Origin of the sequence: Gordonia sp. ABSL11-1, from assembly GCF_030315685.1 — a bacterium.
In the GTDB taxonomy this organism is placed as follows: Bacteria; Actinomycetota; Actinomycetes; order Mycobacteriales; family Mycobacteriaceae; genus Gordonia.
This window is the reverse complement of record NZ_JASXSI010000004.1, coordinates 130,386-146,522: the sequence shown is the minus strand read 5'-3', so window position 1 is coordinate 146,522 and position 16,137 is coordinate 130,386. Positions and strand designations below refer to the sequence as shown.

Sequence of the window (16,137 nt, the reverse complement as noted above, 5' to 3'; positions counted from 1 at the left end):
CACGCCGGAACCATAGCCGCCCTCACCGGACCAGGTCGGTCACGACCTGCCATGCCGGGCCGTCGTATCCGATGTCGAAGGTGCAGTCGTCCGGTCGTGGATCCGGGACGAACGCCCACAAGAGCGCCGCGGCGGTTCCGGCGTCGCGTTGCACGGTGATCTTGCGGCGGAACTGATCCGCCCGATCGGGCAGTGAGAGACAGGCGCCCGCTTTGATACCCATCTCGCCGACGATCAGTGGCTTCCTCAATGCGCGCGCCTGGTCGAGTCTGGTGGGCAGGTCGCTTCCCGCGGGGCCGAAATCGGTGGGGGTGGTGCCGTAGTCGTGGAAGTCGAGGACGTCCAGAGTGGGGGAGGCGCCGACCTTCGCGTAGTCGTCGCCCTCCATTCCACATTGATCGCCGCCGATGAAGCCGGCGAACACCAGGTGGCGGTCGTCGAGGGAACGTAGCCGGGCGCCGGCGTCGTCGTAGAAGCGTCGCAAGACATCCGCGCCGCCGGTCGGGCACGTACGTACCTGCCAATCGCATCCGCGGGCTGTGCACATGCTGGCCTCGGGCTCCCCGACCATCTCCCAGCCGACGAGGCTCGGCTCGTTGCGCCATCTGGTGATCGCGGCGCGCATCCAGTCGGCGAAGGTGAGTCCACCCACCGATTTCTTTGTTTTCCAGCCGGATTCGTACCAGGTGCGTTCCTTGAACCGGTCGTCCTCACAGGTGCCCGGCCCGCCGGTCAGGACCGGAAGGACCATCTGGCGGTGGCGTTTCGCGGCCGCGAACACCGCGTCGAGGGGCCCGAAATTCAGCAGCCCGCTGTGCTTGTCGACGGCGAACATGGAGAACAGGCTGATCCGCGTCAGCGCGCGCGGCGGAAGGCGATCGAAGTAGTCGTCGACGTCGACGGCGGCGCCGCATCCGCGGTTGACCGACCAGTCGGTGCCGAGTTGGTAGGCGTTGAATCCGGTGGGCCACCATGGCTGTCCGTCGAGCCGGAGGTGCGTGTCGGTGGTGGTCACGCGTGGTTTTCCGCCGTCGGTGGAGGTCTCGCTCGGTGGAATGGTGGTACCGGACGGATCGGTGCATCCGGTCGCGACGATCGTCACGATCAGGAGGGCGCAGAGCGCGGCGACACGAAGTCTTCCCACAGCCGAAGGCTACTCGTCGATAGGGTCCGGGGTATGGATGTCGTTCGTTCGTGCGGGTTCGGGAGTCGTCGTCTTGTCATTGCGGTGTCCCTTGCGATGGTGGGGCTCGTGTCGTCGGCGGCGTGCTCGGCGGAGGGGCCCGGGACTGGGGGAGAGAACGCCGGTAGCAGCGCGGCCGTGCCGGTCGTGGGGTCGTCGTCGGCAGGTTCGACGAGTTCCGCGGCGACCGGGTCGACGACCCCGGTGATACCACCGCCGTACGTCGATCATGTGGAGTGGGTGCGGACCGCGGTCGGACCCAGCCTCCAGATCCATCCCACCGTCGCCGGCCGACGGACCGAGAACCCGGACGGTGCGGACATCGCCTGGGCGGAGGTACTGCGGCTGGAGCCGGACGCGGACACGCCGGGCATGCGGGCACAGTTCGACTGCCACTGGGATTTCGCGCGTGCCGTCGAACCGGACAAGCCGAGCTGGAACATCGAGCCGTCGCGGCCCGTCGTCACCGATCAGGTGATGATCCAGACCCGTTGCAACCCGGGCGCGCCGGAGGAGTGACGCATCCCCGCCGACGGCCCGCGGCCTGGCGGAGCCCCACCTCGCCGACCGTGCCCTGGTTCTCGCCGAGCGTGCCCTGGGCACGATCGGCGAGTTCAGGCCAGCTCTGGCGAGGGGCGGCCTAGCGGGTGGCGAACTGCCGACGACGACCCACCACGCGGCACACCACGTAGATCACGAACGAGATGGTGGTGACGAACACCGACACCGGCAGCCCGGGGGCGAGGGACAGGATCAGACCGCCGACGGCGGCCACCTCGGCGAACACCACCGACAGCACGAGCACCGTCGTCGGGTTGGCGGTCAGCCGGGCTGCGGCGGCCGCCGGGGTGATCATCAGTGACATCACCAGCAGCGCACCGATGATCTGCACGCCTTGCGCGCAGGCCAGTCCCATCAGGACCGCGAACACCACCGACAACGCGCGGATCCGGACGCCGTGAGCGCCGGCGACCCTCGGATCGAGCGAGGCGAACAGTAGCGGACGATAGATGACCGCCATGCCGAGGGCCACGACGACGGTCGTGGTCGCGACGGCCGTCAGGCCACCCGTCCCGACGCTGACCACCTGGCCGGTGAGCATCGCGAAACCCGTTCGCGCACTGCCGTACAGCGACAGGAACAGCACGCCGAGGCCCAAGCCGAACGCCATCACCACACCGATGACCGAGTCACGTTCGCGCGCACGGTCTCCCATGAAGCCGAAGACCGCGGCGACGACGACGGCGCCGATCACCCCGCCCACATTGATGCTGATGCCCAACAGGAGTGCGGCCGCGGCACCGGTCACCGACAACTCGCTCACACCGTGGACGGCGAACGACATCTGGCGCGCCACGATGAGTGGCCCGAGGATGCCGCCGAGCAACCCCAGCAGAGCGACCGCGATCAACGATTGCTGGACGAAGTCACGTTCGAGCAGTGAGCCGGTCTCGCCGAAGTCCCAGAGTTTGCTGATCTCGATCTGCGCGGCGGCCAGGGGAGCGCCGACCGTCATGACTGCGTGGTCCGCTCACCGTGCGAACCCTGCGCCGTCGGTGCAGGCGCTTCGGGACGGTGATCGCAGTGGTGGGCGTCCTCGCCGCCGATCACCAGCAGCCGGCCGTTGACCCGGAGCACCTCGACGTCACTGCCGTACAGGTTGGACAGCGTGGCGGTGGTCATCACCTCGTCGGGCGTCCCGATGCGGAAACGGCCGCCGACGAGGTAGAGCACACGGTCGACGTAGGGGAGGACCGGATTGATCTCGTGGGTCACGAACACGACGGCGGTCTCCGCGGTCCGACGACGCTCGTCGATGAGGTCGACGACCAGGTGCTGATTGGTGGGGTCCAGGCTCGACAGCGGTTCGTCGCACAGCAGGAGGGTCGGATCCCCGGTCAGCGCCTGGGCCACTCGAAGGCGCTGTTGTTCACCACCGGAGAGCAGGCCCATCGGGGCCTCGGCGTACGCCGTCGCGCCGACCTCGGCGAGTGCGGCATCGACCAGTCGCCGGCGACGCGCCCGGCCGCGCAACCCGACGCCCCACCGGGCACCGTCGACACCGAACCCGACCAGATCGCGTCCGCGCAATGCCATCGGGTCGGCGTCGTCGGAATGTTGCTGCGGGATGTAGCCGATGCGTTCGGTGACCTCGAGCCGACCGTCGTCGAGCGGGTACTGCCCGAGCAGGCACCGCAGGAACGACGTCTTCCCGGATCCGTTGGGGCCGAGCACCGCGATGAACTCCCCGCGGGAGATGCCCAGGTTCAGGTCGTCGAAGAGCACCCGCGACCCGAAGCCGAGGCGCGCGTGGTCGAATCGTGCGACCTGCACGTCCGTCCGGGCGGGTTCGGTCATGACATCAGTGTGCGGCATGGTTTCCGAGTGCGGCGCTCAACGCATCGATCTGGCCCTGCTGCCACGCGATGTAGTCGGTGGTGCCGTCCGGCAGCGTCTCGGTGAACTTCACGACCGGCACCCCGGAACGCTCCGCGACCGACAGCATGGCCTCGGTGACCGAGTCGACGGCCTGCGTGTTGTAGATGAAGGCGTGCACGGTTTTCGAGGTGAGCAGGTCCTCGAGGGCGGCGCGGTCGGCCGCCGACGGCGACTGTCCCTCCTCGACGGACTGCGTGAACCCGGCGGGCGATGCGTCGACGAGGCCCGCCTCGGTCAGCAGGTAGCCGGCGAGAGGTTCGGTCTGGGCGACCTCGGTGCCGTCGTGGTCCTTCTTGATGGTGGCGAGATAGCCGCGCAACCCGCTGACCTTGGTGCCGAATGCCTCCGCGTTGGCGCGGTAGGCCTCGGCGTTGGCCGGGTCCTTCTCGGCGAGCGCGTTCGCGAGGTCCATGGCCACCTCGGCGACGACAGGCAGGTCGTAGAAGACGTGCTCGTTCTGATCGCCGTGGTCGTGGTCGCCATGGTCGCCATGGTCGTGATCTCCGGCTGCTCCGGAGTCGGAAACCCCATCGGAACCATCCCCGGAACCATCACCGGAACCATGGTCGTGGTCGCCCTGGAAGATGTCATAGGCGTTGATCGTCGGGATGTCGGAGCCCTCGACGGCCTTCTCCATGTAGGCGTCGTATCCGCCGCCGTTGAGTACGACGACGTCGGCGTCGGACACCTCTGCGGTGTCGGCGGCGGACGGCTCGAACTCGTGCGGGTCGCCCTCGGCGTTGGTGTACAGCGTGGTGACGCTCGCCTTGTCCCCGGCGACCGCGGAGGCCACCGAGCCCCAGACATTGGTCGAGGTGACCACCGTCGGGGTGCCGGACGCGGCCGTCCCGTGGTCGCTGCCCGAGCAGCCGGCCAGGGCCAGCGCGCTCGCACCGATCAGAGCCACGGTCGCGGCCAGTGTTCGCCTCATCGTCTTCTCCGCCTCACGCAAATGACAATCGTTACCGAAAGCAGTGTAGGGGACCCCGCGACGGCGCGGCGAATCGGCACAGCAGAGATGGTCCCCGGTCGGAACGGTTGGTACGGAACCCGACGGGTAGCCATCGATTCAATCGCGTACTATCGAATTCGTGAGCGACGGTCTGACGGGCCCCAAGGGCTGGCAATACGTGAAGTACGCCTATGGGGCGAAGTTGCCGCCGTCGACGCGGGACTGGGTCGCCAACGATCTCGCCGGGCCCGGGGCGGCCGCTCGGATGGTCGCGCGGTGGGCGGTGCCGTGCGTGATCCTGCTCGCGCCGATGATGTTCATCCCCACCGACTTCATCATCCGGCTCAACATGACCATCCCGATCCTGTTGCCGTACATCTTCTTCTCGATCGCTCTGAACCGCGTGTACCGCCGCTACCGGCTGACACAGCATGGTCTGGATCCCGAGCTCGTCACGAAGATCGAACGCGAACGCGACGCCGATCTGTACGACGAGTACCACCGCAAGTACCGCGGTCGGCAGCGCTAGCAGACCTCACCGCACGCGCTCGCCGACCGGCTCCCGTCCGGGCGGAGGATCACGGACCGAGAACCACCGGCACGACGAATTGTTCGAGCATCGCCCGCTCGTCGTCCGGGTCCCGTCCCGGCGTGGTCAGGAGGGAGACGATCACGCGGACCAGCCATCGCCCGCGTTCGCGCAGGTCGGCGGCATCGGGGTCGCGTCCGCCGTCGTCGGCGCGGATGTCCGCGAGGAAGCCGCGCACGATCTCCTCGATCGCGGGGGACAGGAGTGCGAGATTCGCCGACGCCCCGGCGGTGTCCGCCGTGAACCATGCCGACAATGCCGGGTTCGCCCGCACGGCCTCGACGGCCGTCATGACTGCGGCGATCAAGCGTGTGCCGGGATCACTCGTGCCGTCGGTGGCCCCGGCGATGGCGACACCTACCTGCGCGGCCGCGCGTTCGACATAGGCGGCGAGCACCTCGGATTTTCCCGGGAAGTACCGGTACAGAGTCGCCCTCGAACAGCCGACCGCGGTGGCCAGCGAACGCATGGTCACCGCTGCGACGCCGTGCTCGATGAAGAGACGTTCCGCGACGTCCAGGATGCGTTGGGTACCGAGTTCGGCTCGGTCCGTCGCGAGCCAGTCCACGGTGCGGGAGTCAGACATGGACGCCCACGTAGGTGGGTCGTCGGACGTAATTGCCGTCGGCCCATTGGATTCCGTCGACGTCCACGGTGAACCGCGGGTGGCGAGCCAGCAATTCGGCCAGGGCCACTCGCGCCTGCATCCGAGCGGCGGCGGCGCCGAGGCAGTGGTGGTTCCCGTGGCTGAACGTGAGGATGTTGCGGGGACGCCGCGTGACGTCGAGCTCGTCGGCGTCCGGTCCGTACACCGACGGATCTCGGTTGGCAGACCCATAGCACAACAACACCTTTCGGCCGGCGGGGATCGTGGCGCCGCCGTCCGGGGTGTCCGGATAGTGCACGTCGCGCGACGTCGTGCGGGCGAGACCCTGCACCGGCGAGGTGAGGCGCAGCAGTTCGTCGACGGAGCCGGGAATCAATCCGGGGTCGTCGACGAGTCGCTGCCGTTCCTCGGGAAAGCGGTGCAGCAGAGCCACACTCCCGCCGAGCATCCCGGTCGTGGTGTCGTTTCCGCCGGCCACCATGGTGAAGGTGAACGCCATGATCGACAGCAGCCCGTGCGGATTCTCGGGATCGTCGGCCAGACCGGCCGCGACCAACTGCGAGACCGTGTCGTCGGCCGGGTGGCGCTTGCGGTAGTCGACGAGCTCGCTGAAGTACCCGAGCATCTCCAGCGTCGCCGCCCCGGCGGACTCGGCGGCGGCGTCCATGCCACCGACCCCACCGGCCGACGACGTCGCGCCGACCACGGCCTCCGTCCACCCGTCGAAGCGTGACCAATCCTCTTCGGGCACACCGAGATAGTGGGCGACCACCATGCTGGGCAGCGGTTTGAACAGCTCGCCGACGATGTCCGCGGGGCCGCCGGAGGGGAGGCGTTCGAGGCGCTCGACGACGAACTCGCGCACCTTCGGCTCGATCTCGACGACCTGACGCGGGGTGAATCCACGCGACACCAACCGTCGGAACGCGGTGTGGGTCGGCGGATCCTGCATGACCATCGGCGGATGGTCGGCCATGCCGATCGCGTCGAGTTCACCGTAGGCGACGGTGAGCCCCTGGGCCGAGGAGAACGTCGTCGCGTCGTTGGCGGCGGCGAGGACGTCGGCGTGACGGGTGAGGACCCAGTAGTCGCCGGCGTCGGGCTCGCCGGTGCCCGGGTCGGTCGCGGGTTCGACGTGATGCACGGGTGAGTGCTGGCGCAGCGCGGCGTACATCGGATAGGGGTCGGCCCACGTCGCGCCGGATCGAAGCGAGAACCGCGGGATCTCGGCCACGTCGGACACTTCAGCACTCATGTGTCGAGAATGAGACACAATCAGAAGAGTGTCAACCCACGCCGAGATCTGCGGGCGAGGCCGGTGTGCCCGGGCACGATGAGCGTTGATACGGCCTTCTCTAAGCTGGTGGGATGACCAGCCCCCCGTTGCCGCGGCGAGTCGCACTCATCTCCGTGCACACCTCGCCGTTGGCGCAGCCGGGCACCGGCGACGCCGGGGGGATGAACGTCTACGTCTGGCAGACCGCCACCCGGATGGCCCGGCGCGGGATCGAGGTCGAGATCTTCACCCGCGCGACGTCGTCGTCGGATGCGCCGACCGTCGTCGCGGCACCCGGCGTCACCGTCCGCAACGTCGTGGCGGGCCCGTTCGAGGGCCTCGACAAACGCGACCTGCCGGCCCAGCTGTGCGCCTTCACCGCGGGGGTCCTGCGGGCCGAGGCCATGCACAAGCCCGGCTACTACGACCTCATCCACTCGCACTACTGGCTGTCCGGCCAGGTGGGCTGGCTGGCCCGCGACCGCTGGGGTGTGCCTCTGGTCCACACCGCCCACACCCTCGCGGCGGTGAAGAACGCGTCATTGGCCAAGGGCGACACCGCGGAGCCGATGCTGCGGGTGATCGGTGAGCAGCAGGTCGTCGACGAGGCCGACCGCATGGTCGTCAACACCGAGACCGAGGCGACCGAGCTGATGTCGATGTATCACGCCGACCGCGGTCGGATCGACGTCGTCACCCCTGGCGCCGACCTCGACGTCTACGCGCCCGGACCACGTGACCAGGCCCGCGCCGAACTCGGCCTGCGGCCCGACGAGACGGTCCTGACCTTCGTCGGCCGCATTCAGCCGCTCAAGGCCCCCGACGTCCTCCTGGCCGCGGCCGCACCCATCGTCGAGCGGTCGCGCCGACAGGGCCGCCGGGTCCGTGTCCTCGTCGTCGGCGGACCGTCGGGCAGCGGCCTCGCGCAGCCGACGGCGCTCATCGATCTCGCCGCCGAACTGGGCATCAGCGACGCCGTCACGTTCCTGCCGCCGCAGCCGTCCCATCGCCTCGCCCAGGTCTATCGGGCGTCGGATGTCGTTGCTGTACCGAGCTATTCGGAGAGTTTCGGGCTGGTCGCGATCGAGGCGCAGGCGTGCGGGACACCGGTGATCGCCGCCGACGTCGGTGGACTGAGCGTCGCGGTCGCCGACGGCCGTACCGGGCTGCTCGTCGACGGGCACGACGTCGAGGACTGGACCGCCGCGATCGGCGGACTGCTCGACGACCCGGACCGGCTCGCCGCGATGCGACGCAACACGCGCACACATGCCGAGCAGTTCTCCTGGGAACACACCGCGACACAGTTGCTGTCGAGCTACTCCGACGCGATGGCGTCGTTCGCGGCGCGCAACCCGGGGACGACCGGTGCGGCGTCGGTGCGCCGGGGTTCGCGTCGCTGGCGTCGTCGCCGACCACGCATGACCGTCAGACAAGGATGAACGGGTGAACCAAGCCGAGATCGTCGACCTACTCGAATCCACGCTCGCCGAACGGGAGATCCCGTTCAGCCGCAAGGACGCCGGCGGAGCACAGGCCGACCACCTCGTCCTCGAACTGCCCGGCGAACGCAAGCTCACCACGACCGTTCTGCTGACCGCCGGTCCGCACGGGGTGCGGGTCGAGGCCTTTGTCTGCCGCCGCCCCGACGAGAACCACGAGGGCGTCTACCGCTATCTGCTCCGGCGCAACCGTCGGCTCTACGGCGTCGCCTACACCATCGACAACACCGGCGACATCTATCTCGTCGGGCGGATCTCCGGTGATGCGCTCAGTGCCGACGAGGTCGACCGTGTCCTCGGGCAGGTACTCGAGGCCGCCGACGGCGACTTCAACACGCTCCTCGAGATCGGCTTCCTCTCGTCCATCCAGCGCGAGTGGGCGTGGCGCGTCTCGCGTGGTGAGTCGCTGCGGAACCTCCTTGCCTTCGAACACCTCATCGACAAGGAGTCGCTTCCCGAGCCGGGAGAGCCGCTCGAGGGGCGCTACGAGCCGGGCGTCACCGCCGTCGATCGCGCGGGGGAGCAGCCGGAGGCCTCCGCCACTGACGACGAGAGCTGAACGACGGCAGCATCTCTCGCGGATGAGCCGGTTTCCGGTCGCCCATCTCTGGTCATTCGTCGACGAATTCGAGAAGATGTCCCGGCTGGCAATCGAGCACACGGCACATGGCCTCGAGAGTGCTGAACCGGATCGCCTTGGCCCTGCCGTTCTTGAGTACCGACACGTTGGCGGCGGTCAGCCCGACGCGTTCGGCGAACTCGGCGACACTCATCTTGCGACGGGCCAGCTCCACGTCGATCCGGACGACGATCGGCATCAGATGACCGCGTCCACGTCGGTGCGCAGCGCGGTCGCCTGCCGCAGCAGTGCGCGCATCACCACCATCAGCAGACCGAGGACTCCGACGGTCACGAGGCAGAGAAACATCAACAGCGGCAGCCCCGGGTCGTCGGCGTGCACGCCGAGGTAGCGGAATGCGGCGGCGAAGGCGAGCCGGCCGGCGAGGATCGACCACACGATCACATCCACCCAGACGAGTGAGGCCGCGGTGAAGATCTTGTCGCCGCGGACGAGTGTGAGCAGTCGCCAGACGCAGATCACCACGATCTCCACGCCGAGGACCAGGAACGCCGCGACCGTCGTCGCGGGCCAGCGGAGGTACGCCACATCCGGAGATTCGGCGGCCGTGTGCGCGAACTGGCCGGGCAGCGACAGCGTCTGCGGGACCACGAGGAGCGTGACGAACACGACCAACGCCGCACGTGAGACAAGTACCACTCGATTGTCGACGTTCACACATCGATAATCGATCTACAACCATCGCTTGTCAATGCGCGGTACTCAGGTCAAGATATTTGCCGCAGTCGGGAGTTCGCAGGGGTGCCGCCACGTAGAGTGGTGCGCTGTCGAGGCGGAATCCGATTCGCGTCAATCGGACGATGCGGACATTGTGTTCAGGTCAATCGTGACAACGCGTGTTGCTACGATTCTCCTGGAGTCCCCCAACGGAGGTGTCATGAGCTTCACGAGTCCCTTTCCCGATGTCGAGATCCCGAATGTGAGTGTCTACGACTTCCTGTTCGGTTCGATCAGCGACGCTGATCTCGACCGCGTCGCGCTGGTCGATCCGAAGTCCGGCGACGAGACGACCTACGGGCGGTTGATCGGACAGATCCATGCGGCGGCCGGCGCCCTGGCCGCGCGTGGCGTCGCGGTGGGGGACGTCGTGGGGGTCCTGTCCCCGAACATCCCGGCGTTCGCGACCGTCTTCCACGGAATCCTGCGGGCGGGCGGCACGGCCACCACGATCAATGCGTTGTTCACCGCGCCCGAGATCGCGAAGCAGTTGACCGATGCCAAGGCGAAGATGCTGATCACCATCTCGCCGATGTTCGAACAGGCCGCGGCCGCGGCCAAGGAGGTCGGGATCTCCGACGAGAACCTGATCGTGCTCGACGGTGAGGGCCAGAAGGCGACCGGCAATCCCAACGCCGTCGACCTGTTGGGTCCGAATCTCCCGGCGCCCGACATCACGATCGACCCGGCCACCCATGTCGCGGCGCTGCCGTACAGCTCCGGCACCACGGGCAACCCGAAGGGTGTCGCGCTCAGCCACCGCAACCTGGTCGCCAACGTCGCCCAGATCAAGCCGCTGCAGGGGATGACCCCCGATGACGTGGTGATCGCCGTGCTCCCGTTCTTCCACATCTACGGGATGACGGTGCTGCTCAACGCCGCGCTGTACAACCGCGGCCGCCTTGTCATCATGCCACGCTTCGACCTCGTCGAGTTCCTGGAGAACATCCAGAACCACAAGGTCACCAGCGCCTACATCGCTCCGCCGGTCGCGGTCGCGCTGGCCAAGCACCCCATCGTCGACAACTACGACCTGTCGTCCCTGCACACGATGATGTCGGGTGCGGCGCCGCTCGACGACGAGCTGGGCAAGGCGGTTGCCAAGCGGCTGAACCTGCACATGCTGCAGGGGTACGGCATGAGCGAGTTGTCGCCGGTGAGTCACCTCATCCCGTTCGACACGCAGGCTGCGCTGGGCCGTGAGGATCCGCCGTTGTCGTCGACCGGATGGGCGATCCCCAACTCGGAGAACAAGATCGTCGATCCGGCCAGTGGCGAGGAGATCGACCTGCCGTCCGAGGGGCTCTCGGAGCCCGGCGAGCTGTGGGTGAAGGGGCCCAACGTGATGCTCGGATACCTGAACAACGAGCAGGCCACCGCCGACACCATCGATGCCGACGGCTATCTGCACACCGGCGACATGGCCCAGGTCGACCCGACCGGATGTGTCTACATCGTCGACCGGCTCAAGGAGCTCATCAAGTACAAGGGCTACCAGGTGCCGCCGGCCGAGCTCGAGGCTCTGCTGCTGACACATCCGAAGATCGCCGACACCGCGGTCATCGGTGTCAATGATGATGAGGGCGAGGAGATCCCGAAGGCGTTCGTCGTCAAGCAGCCCGACACGGAGCTGACCGCGGACGAGGTCATCGAGTTCGTCGCGGCCAAGGTCGCCCCGCACAAGAAAGTCCGCGCCGTCGAATTCATCGACGCCATCCCGAAGTCGGCGTCGGGCAAGATCCTGCGCAAGGATCTGCGCAAATAGCCTTGGACGCAGGCGGTCTCGATACGTCGGCGCGCCTGCCGGCTCGCGTGCTACTCGACCAGCGGGCAAGAGATCTCGCCGGTCGAGTATCCCGAGGGCGTATCGAGACCCGTCAGTTCACCTCTTCCAGATGACCTTTCGGGATGTGTCGGCGTCGATGGTGCCAGTACGTCAGCGCCCACAGGATCACTCCCAGTAGCAGGAGCCACCCGGCGATCACGTACTGCTCCGGATCGCGGCCGGTGACCGGCAGCGTGAGGTAGCCGCACGTCACGGCGCCCAGCACGGCGATAGGCGTCCACGTGCGGAAATGCTTGTGCTGCACCGGCTTGCGGCGGAGCACGAGGACCGAGATGTTCACCACGGTGAAGACGGCCAGCAGGAGTAGTGCGGTGGTGCCGCCGAGCAGGCCGACCACCGAGCTCTCCGGGTCCGCGCTGACGTACACGAGCAGGCACAGCGCGATGACGGTGGTGAAGATGATCGCCGCAACGGGTGTCCGGCGACCCGGGTGGACGTAGGAGAGGAAGCCCGGCAGCACGCCCTGCTTGGACATGCCATAGAGCAACCGGCTGGCCATCATCATGTTGATGAGCGCGGTGTTGGCGACCGCGAACATCGAGATCCATGGCAGCAGCTCACCGATCGGGAAGTCGGGGGCCGCGGCCTGCACCACGTCGATGAGCGGGGTCTCGCTCTCGGCGAGGACGCCGACCGGCACGATCGCGACGGCGGCGATCGAGATGAGCACGTACACCACGGCGGTGATCGCCAGACCGCTCAGCATGACCTTGGGGAAGATGCGGACCGGTTCCTTGCATTCCTCGGCCATGTTCACCGAGTCCTCGAATCCGACGAGCGCGAAGAACGCCAGTGATGTCGCCGCCGTGATCGCTATGAAGACGTTCTTGTCGTCGGGTGTCTCGAAGGCCGCCACCGCGTCCCAGTGCTCGGCGTTGCCGCCGACGATGAACCAGTAGCCGATGAAGATCACCATCAGCAGGCCGGACAGCTCGACCAGGGTCAGCACGACGTTGGTGCCCACGCCCTCGGCGACGCCACGGAAGTTGATGAACATGACCACCAGCAGGAAGGCGATCGCGAAGAAGAGCAGGGCCGGACTGGTGGTGTCGGGCTTGTCGCCGCCGCTGAAGGCGGTCAGCATGTTCACCGCGAACGCCCGGGACGCCGTCGTCGCCGACGTGATACCGGAGCACATCACCGTGAACAGCACGATGAACGTGATGAAGTGGACGCCGAATGCCTTGTGCACATACAGCGCGGCGCCCGCCGCCTGCGGGTACTTCGTCACCAGTTCGAGATACGAGAAAGCGGTCAGGGTCGCGACCGCGAAGGCGATCAGGAACGGGACCCACGCGGCGCCGCCGACCTCGCCGGCCACCTGGCCGGTGAGAGCGTAGACGCCGGTGCCCAGGATGTCGCCGATGATGAAGAGCAGCAGCAGCTTCCATCCGAGAACGCGTCTGAGTTCGGGTTGGTCGGTACTGGGCGCACCGGCTTCAGGGGTGGCTGTCATGGATCAACGCTAGACCCAGAATGTCCGTTATGTGAGATAAGTGCACCGGATCGGGACCTGCTGTGCGATCGCGCAATCGCCGATCGTGCCCTGGACCCCGCCGAGCGTGCCCAGAATTCCGCGGAGCGTGTCCGCGGAGCCGATGGAACGGCTGTGCAGGGGAGAAGCCACGACCCATCTGTCCATCTGTGCAAAACTTTGTGGCATGAGCAACGGCACCTTGATTCTGATGCGGCACGGCGAGAGCGAGTGGAACGCGTCGAACCAGTTCACCGGCTGGGTCGACGTCGCACTCACCGAGAAGGGCGAGGCCGAGGCGGTCCGCGCGGGCGAACTGCTCGTCGAGCACGACGTCCTGCCCGACATCCTGTACACGTCGCTGCTCCGACGGGCCATCCAGACCGCGCAGATCGCACTGGACAAGGCCGATCGCCACTGGATTCCGGTGACCCGCGACTGGCGGCTCAACGAGCGTCACTACGGCGCCCTGCAGGGACTCGACAAGGCGGACACCCTCGAGAAGTACGGCCAGGAGCAGTTCATGCTCTGGCGTCGCAGCTATGACGTCCCGCCGCCGGCGATCGAGCGCGACGCCGAGTACAGCCAGTCCGACGACCCGCGGTACGCCGACCTGGCCGAGGTCCCGCTGACCGAATGCCTCGAGGACGTCGTCGCCCGGATGATCCCGTACTTCACCGAGACCATCGCCGCCGACATCCGGGCCGGCAAGACGGTGCTCGTCGCGGCGCACGGTAACTCGCTGCGGGCGCTGGTGAAGTACCTCGACGACATCTCCGACGCCGACATCGCCGGGCTCAACATCCCCACCGGCAACCCGCTGCGCTACGACCTCGACGAGAACCTCGAGCCGCTCAATCCGGGCGGCACCTACCTCGATCCGGAAGCAGCTGCAGCAGGGGCCGCGGCCGTCGCCGCGCAGGGGCAGAAGTGACCTACGGGTCGGTGCACCTGTAACACAATCGTCATGGTGCCGAAGGTGTGACGCGCGCTACATTGGATGCCATGGCGGATGCCGGGATTCTGAGAATCAATCATTCCCCAGCTCAGGAGCGTTACGAAGCGATATTGAGCTCGGATTCGACTGCCGACGGGAGCGGCGACGAGGAGACGGTCGGATATCTCGACTATGTCTCGGAGCCCTATCAGGTGGTCCTCACCCATACCGTGATCCGCGAGCAGTTCAGCGGACACGGATACGCGGGTCAGCTCGTGCGCGTGGTTCTCGACGACATCCGCACGACGGGGAAGCAGGTGGTCCCGGTCTGCTCGTATGTCCAGCGGTTCATCTCGCAGAACCCGGAGTATGCCGACATGGCGGTTCCCGTTCCGCAGTGACGGTGTCAGATCGGGTCGGTGGAGCGGCCGTTTCCCCCGCGTAGCAACGTCGTGTCACAACCGTGTCCGGTTGGCCGAACAGTGCGTGAACACCCGCAGAACAATGGCGACGAATGTGCAGTGCGCGTTTGTCGCGCCGTAAGCTGCCATTGTGACCGTTGCACTGGTTTTCGCGGCGATCGCGCTCGCATTGTTCTGCGGGGTCCTCCTGGGGCTCGGCTGGCACGGACGCGGCTGGAGTGCCTGGCACGTGCGGAGATCGGTGTCCCCGGCCAACGCACGTGTGTCCCAGTCGACCGCTGTCCCGGTCACCACTGATCTGGTCGCGACCCGGTTGAACCAAGCGAACGCACCCCGCGAGGTCGCCGAGGCCGCCGAGCTGCGCGACTCCGATGTCACCGTGACCACCGACGACGGCCGGATGACCAAGGCGGGGCTGCTCAGCCTCATCGTTCGCCACAGCGAGTCGGCGGTCGCCGTCGTCGACCAGTTCCGCGATGTCGTCCTCTACAACCATCAGGCCGTCGAGATGGGGGTGGTCCGTGACCGTCTCCTCGCCGACGAGGTGTGGGATGCGGCCAAGGAGGTGCTTGACACCGAGGTCGAGGCCCGGTTCGAGTTCAGTCCGCCGCAGTCGTCGCTGGGATTCATCTCCACCGGGCGCACCACCGCGCGACATTTCGAGTCGGTGCGCTGTCTGATCCGCCTCGTCGCCCACGACGACGAGCGCTACGCCGTCGTCTACGGCGTCGACGACACCGAACACAGTCGGGTGGAGGCCACCCGCCGCGACTTCGTGGCCAACGTGTCCCACGAACTCAAGACCCCGGTCGGCGCGATCGGACTGCTCACCGAGGCCCTGCTGGAATCCGCCGACGACCACGAGTCCGTCGAACACTTCGGTCGTCGGGTGCTGACCGAGGCCGATCGACTCGGCAACATGGTCAGCGAGCTGATCGCGCTGTCCCGACTACAGGGCGGCGAGACGTCGGCGTTCACGACGGTCGACGTCGACGAACTGGTGTCCGAGGCGATCGACACCGCCACCACCAATGCGGAGGCCGTCGGCATCACGCTCAAGGCCGACATGCCCGCCGGGCTCACCGTGCGCGGCGACCGCGTGCTGCTGCTGACCGCGCTGAGCAATCTCGTCGTCAACGCGATCGCCTACTCGTCAGAGAACACCACCGTCTCGATCAGTCGCCGCGTCGCCACCGTCGACGGCCGTCCCATGGTCGCGATCGCGGTGACCGACCGCGGGATCGGGATCGCGCAGGAGGACCAGGAACGCGTCTTCGAACGGTTCTTCCGTGTCGACAAGGCCCGCTCGCGACGTACCGGCGGCACCGGACTCGGTCTCGCGATCGTCAAACACGTCGCCGCCAATCACGGTGGCACGATCGGGCTCTGGAGCAAGCCGGGCACCGGTTCGACCTTCACCCTCTGCATCCCGCAGGACCTGACCCCCGAGGTCGTCGACTCCGACGACTCCGGCATCGCCGACATCCACCCGGGTGCGGCCGCCGCCGACCGCGTTCCGATGCACCAGTCCGCACCGGAACGTCCCTGACTAC

Annotated in this window: 17 protein-coding genes; 8 read left to right on the top strand and 9 right to left on the bottom strand. The window is 67.3% G+C overall.

Going from position 1 to position 16,137, the window contains the following annotated elements; translation table 11 throughout:
* Window positions 1-22: 22 nt before the first annotated feature.
* Complete coding sequence (locus QSJ19_RS06230) at window positions 23-1,144, bottom strand: beta-mannosidase (RefSeq protein WP_286319070.1); 1,122 nt, start codon at window positions 1,142-1,144, stop codon at window positions 23-25.
* A gap of 33 nt (window positions 1,145-1,177) precedes the next feature.
* Here QSJ19_RS06230 and QSJ19_RS06225 point away from each other — a divergent pair, with 33 nt between their 5' ends.
* Window positions 1,178-1,702 carry a DUF2599 domain-containing protein gene (locus tag QSJ19_RS06225; protein WP_286319069.1) on the top strand — a complete coding sequence of 175 codons (525 nt, stop codon included), beginning with the start codon at window positions 1,178-1,180 and terminating at the stop codon, window positions 1,700-1,702.
* Window positions 1,703-1,823: 121 nt separating this feature from the next.
* On the opposite strand, the gene QSJ19_RS06220 is transcribed toward QSJ19_RS06225, so the two are convergent.
* From QSJ19_RS06220 to QSJ19_RS06210, 3 genes are read right to left on the bottom strand one after another with little or no spacing between them, the layout of a single operon-like run.
* Window positions 1,824-2,699, bottom strand: coding sequence for a metal ABC transporter permease (locus QSJ19_RS06220; RefSeq protein WP_286319067.1), 876 nt, complete (start codon window positions 2,697-2,699; stop codon window positions 1,824-1,826).
* Window positions 2,696-3,541 (bottom strand): metal ABC transporter ATP-binding protein, encoded by an 846-nt coding sequence (locus QSJ19_RS06215; RefSeq protein WP_286319066.1) that lies wholly within the window; start codon window positions 3,539-3,541, stop codon window positions 2,696-2,698. The genes QSJ19_RS06220 and QSJ19_RS06215 overlap by 4 nt, the downstream gene beginning before the upstream one ends.
* A 4-nt stretch (window positions 3,542-3,545) precedes the next feature.
* The gene (locus QSJ19_RS06210; protein ID WP_286319064.1) at window positions 3,546-4,553 is read right to left on the bottom strand and encodes a metal ABC transporter solute-binding protein, Zn/Mn family; all 1,008 of its coding nucleotides are present in this window, start codon (window positions 4,551-4,553) and stop codon (window positions 3,546-3,548) included.
* Window positions 4,554-4,713: 160 nt separating this feature from the next.
* Here QSJ19_RS06210 and QSJ19_RS06205 point away from each other — a divergent pair, with 160 nt between their 5' ends.
* On the top strand, window positions 4,714-5,103 hold the full coding sequence (locus QSJ19_RS06205; protein ID WP_286319062.1) for a DUF5313 domain-containing protein: 390 nt from the start codon (window positions 4,714-4,716) through the stop codon (window positions 5,101-5,103).
* Between the two features lie 49 nt (window positions 5,104-5,152).
* Here QSJ19_RS06205 and QSJ19_RS06200 read toward each other — a convergent pair whose 3' ends face one another.
* Window positions 5,153-5,749: a TetR/AcrR family transcriptional regulator gene (locus QSJ19_RS06200; protein WP_286319060.1), complete on the bottom strand. Its 597-nt coding sequence runs from the start codon at window positions 5,747-5,749 to the stop codon at window positions 5,153-5,155.
* Window positions 5,742-7,025 (bottom strand): cytochrome P450, encoded by a 1,284-nt coding sequence (locus QSJ19_RS06195; protein WP_286319058.1) that lies wholly within the window; start codon window positions 7,023-7,025, stop codon window positions 5,742-5,744. The genes QSJ19_RS06200 and QSJ19_RS06195 overlap by 8 nt, the downstream gene beginning before the upstream one ends.
* Window positions 7,026-7,138: 113 nt before the next feature.
* Here QSJ19_RS06195 and mshA point away from each other — a divergent pair, with 113 nt between their 5' ends.
* Window positions 7,139-8,488, top strand: a complete 1,350-nt coding sequence (mshA, locus tag QSJ19_RS06190; RefSeq protein WP_286319057.1) for a D-inositol-3-phosphate glycosyltransferase — start codon at window positions 7,139-7,141, stop codon at window positions 8,486-8,488.
* 4 nt (window positions 8,489-8,492) lie between these two features.
* The gene (locus QSJ19_RS06185; RefSeq protein ID WP_286319056.1) at window positions 8,493-9,107 is read left to right on the top strand and encodes a type III secretion system chaperone family protein; all 615 of its coding nucleotides are present in this window, start codon (window positions 8,493-8,495) and stop codon (window positions 9,105-9,107) included.
* A 52-nt stretch (window positions 9,108-9,159) separates the two neighbouring features.
* Here the strand turns inward: QSJ19_RS06185 and QSJ19_RS06180 are convergent, their stop codons facing one another.
* Both QSJ19_RS06180 and QSJ19_RS06175 read right to left on the bottom strand, forming a co-directional pair.
* The gene (locus QSJ19_RS06180; protein WP_286319055.1) at window positions 9,160-9,366 is read right to left on the bottom strand and encodes a helix-turn-helix domain-containing protein; all 207 of its coding nucleotides are present in this window, start codon (window positions 9,364-9,366) and stop codon (window positions 9,160-9,162) included.
* Window positions 9,366-9,845 carry a DUF2975 domain-containing protein gene (locus QSJ19_RS06175; protein WP_286319053.1) on the bottom strand — a complete coding sequence of 160 codons (480 nt, stop codon included), beginning with the start codon at window positions 9,843-9,845 and terminating at the stop codon, window positions 9,366-9,368. Before QSJ19_RS06175 ends, QSJ19_RS06180 begins: the two co-directional genes overlap by 1 nt.
* A gap of 220 nt (window positions 9,846-10,065) precedes the next feature.
* Between QSJ19_RS06175 and QSJ19_RS06170 the strand changes: the two genes are divergently transcribed.
* Entirely contained in the window at window positions 10,066-11,670 is a 1,605-nt protein-coding gene (locus QSJ19_RS06170; RefSeq protein ID WP_286319051.1) for an AMP-binding protein, read from the top strand.
* Between the two features lie 112 nt (window positions 11,671-11,782).
* Here QSJ19_RS06170 and QSJ19_RS06165 read toward each other — a convergent pair whose 3' ends face one another.
* Window positions 11,783-13,207, bottom strand: coding sequence for an APC family permease (locus QSJ19_RS06165; RefSeq protein ID WP_286319049.1), 1,425 nt, complete (start codon window positions 13,205-13,207; stop codon window positions 11,783-11,785).
* Window positions 13,208-13,412: 205 nt separating this feature from the next.
* Between QSJ19_RS06165 and QSJ19_RS06160 the strand changes: the two genes are divergently transcribed.
* The 3 genes from QSJ19_RS06160 to QSJ19_RS06150 all read left to right on the top strand — a co-directional run bounded on the left by QSJ19_RS06160 (window position 13,413) and on the right by QSJ19_RS06150 (window position 16,133).
* Complete coding sequence (locus QSJ19_RS06160; protein ID WP_286319048.1) at window positions 13,413-14,159, top strand: phosphoglyceromutase; 747 nt, start codon at window positions 13,413-13,415, stop codon at window positions 14,157-14,159.
* Window positions 14,160-14,230: 71 nt separating this feature from the next.
* On the top strand, window positions 14,231-14,563 hold the full coding sequence (locus QSJ19_RS06155) for a GNAT family N-acetyltransferase (RefSeq protein ID WP_286319047.1): 333 nt from the start codon (window positions 14,231-14,233) through the stop codon (window positions 14,561-14,563).
* 151 nt (window positions 14,564-14,714) lie between these two features.
* Window positions 14,715-16,133, top strand: a complete 1,419-nt coding sequence (locus QSJ19_RS06150; protein ID WP_286319045.1) for a sensor histidine kinase — start codon at window positions 14,715-14,717, stop codon at window positions 16,131-16,133.
* The last annotated feature ends 4 nt before the right edge of the window (window positions 16,134-16,137 follow it).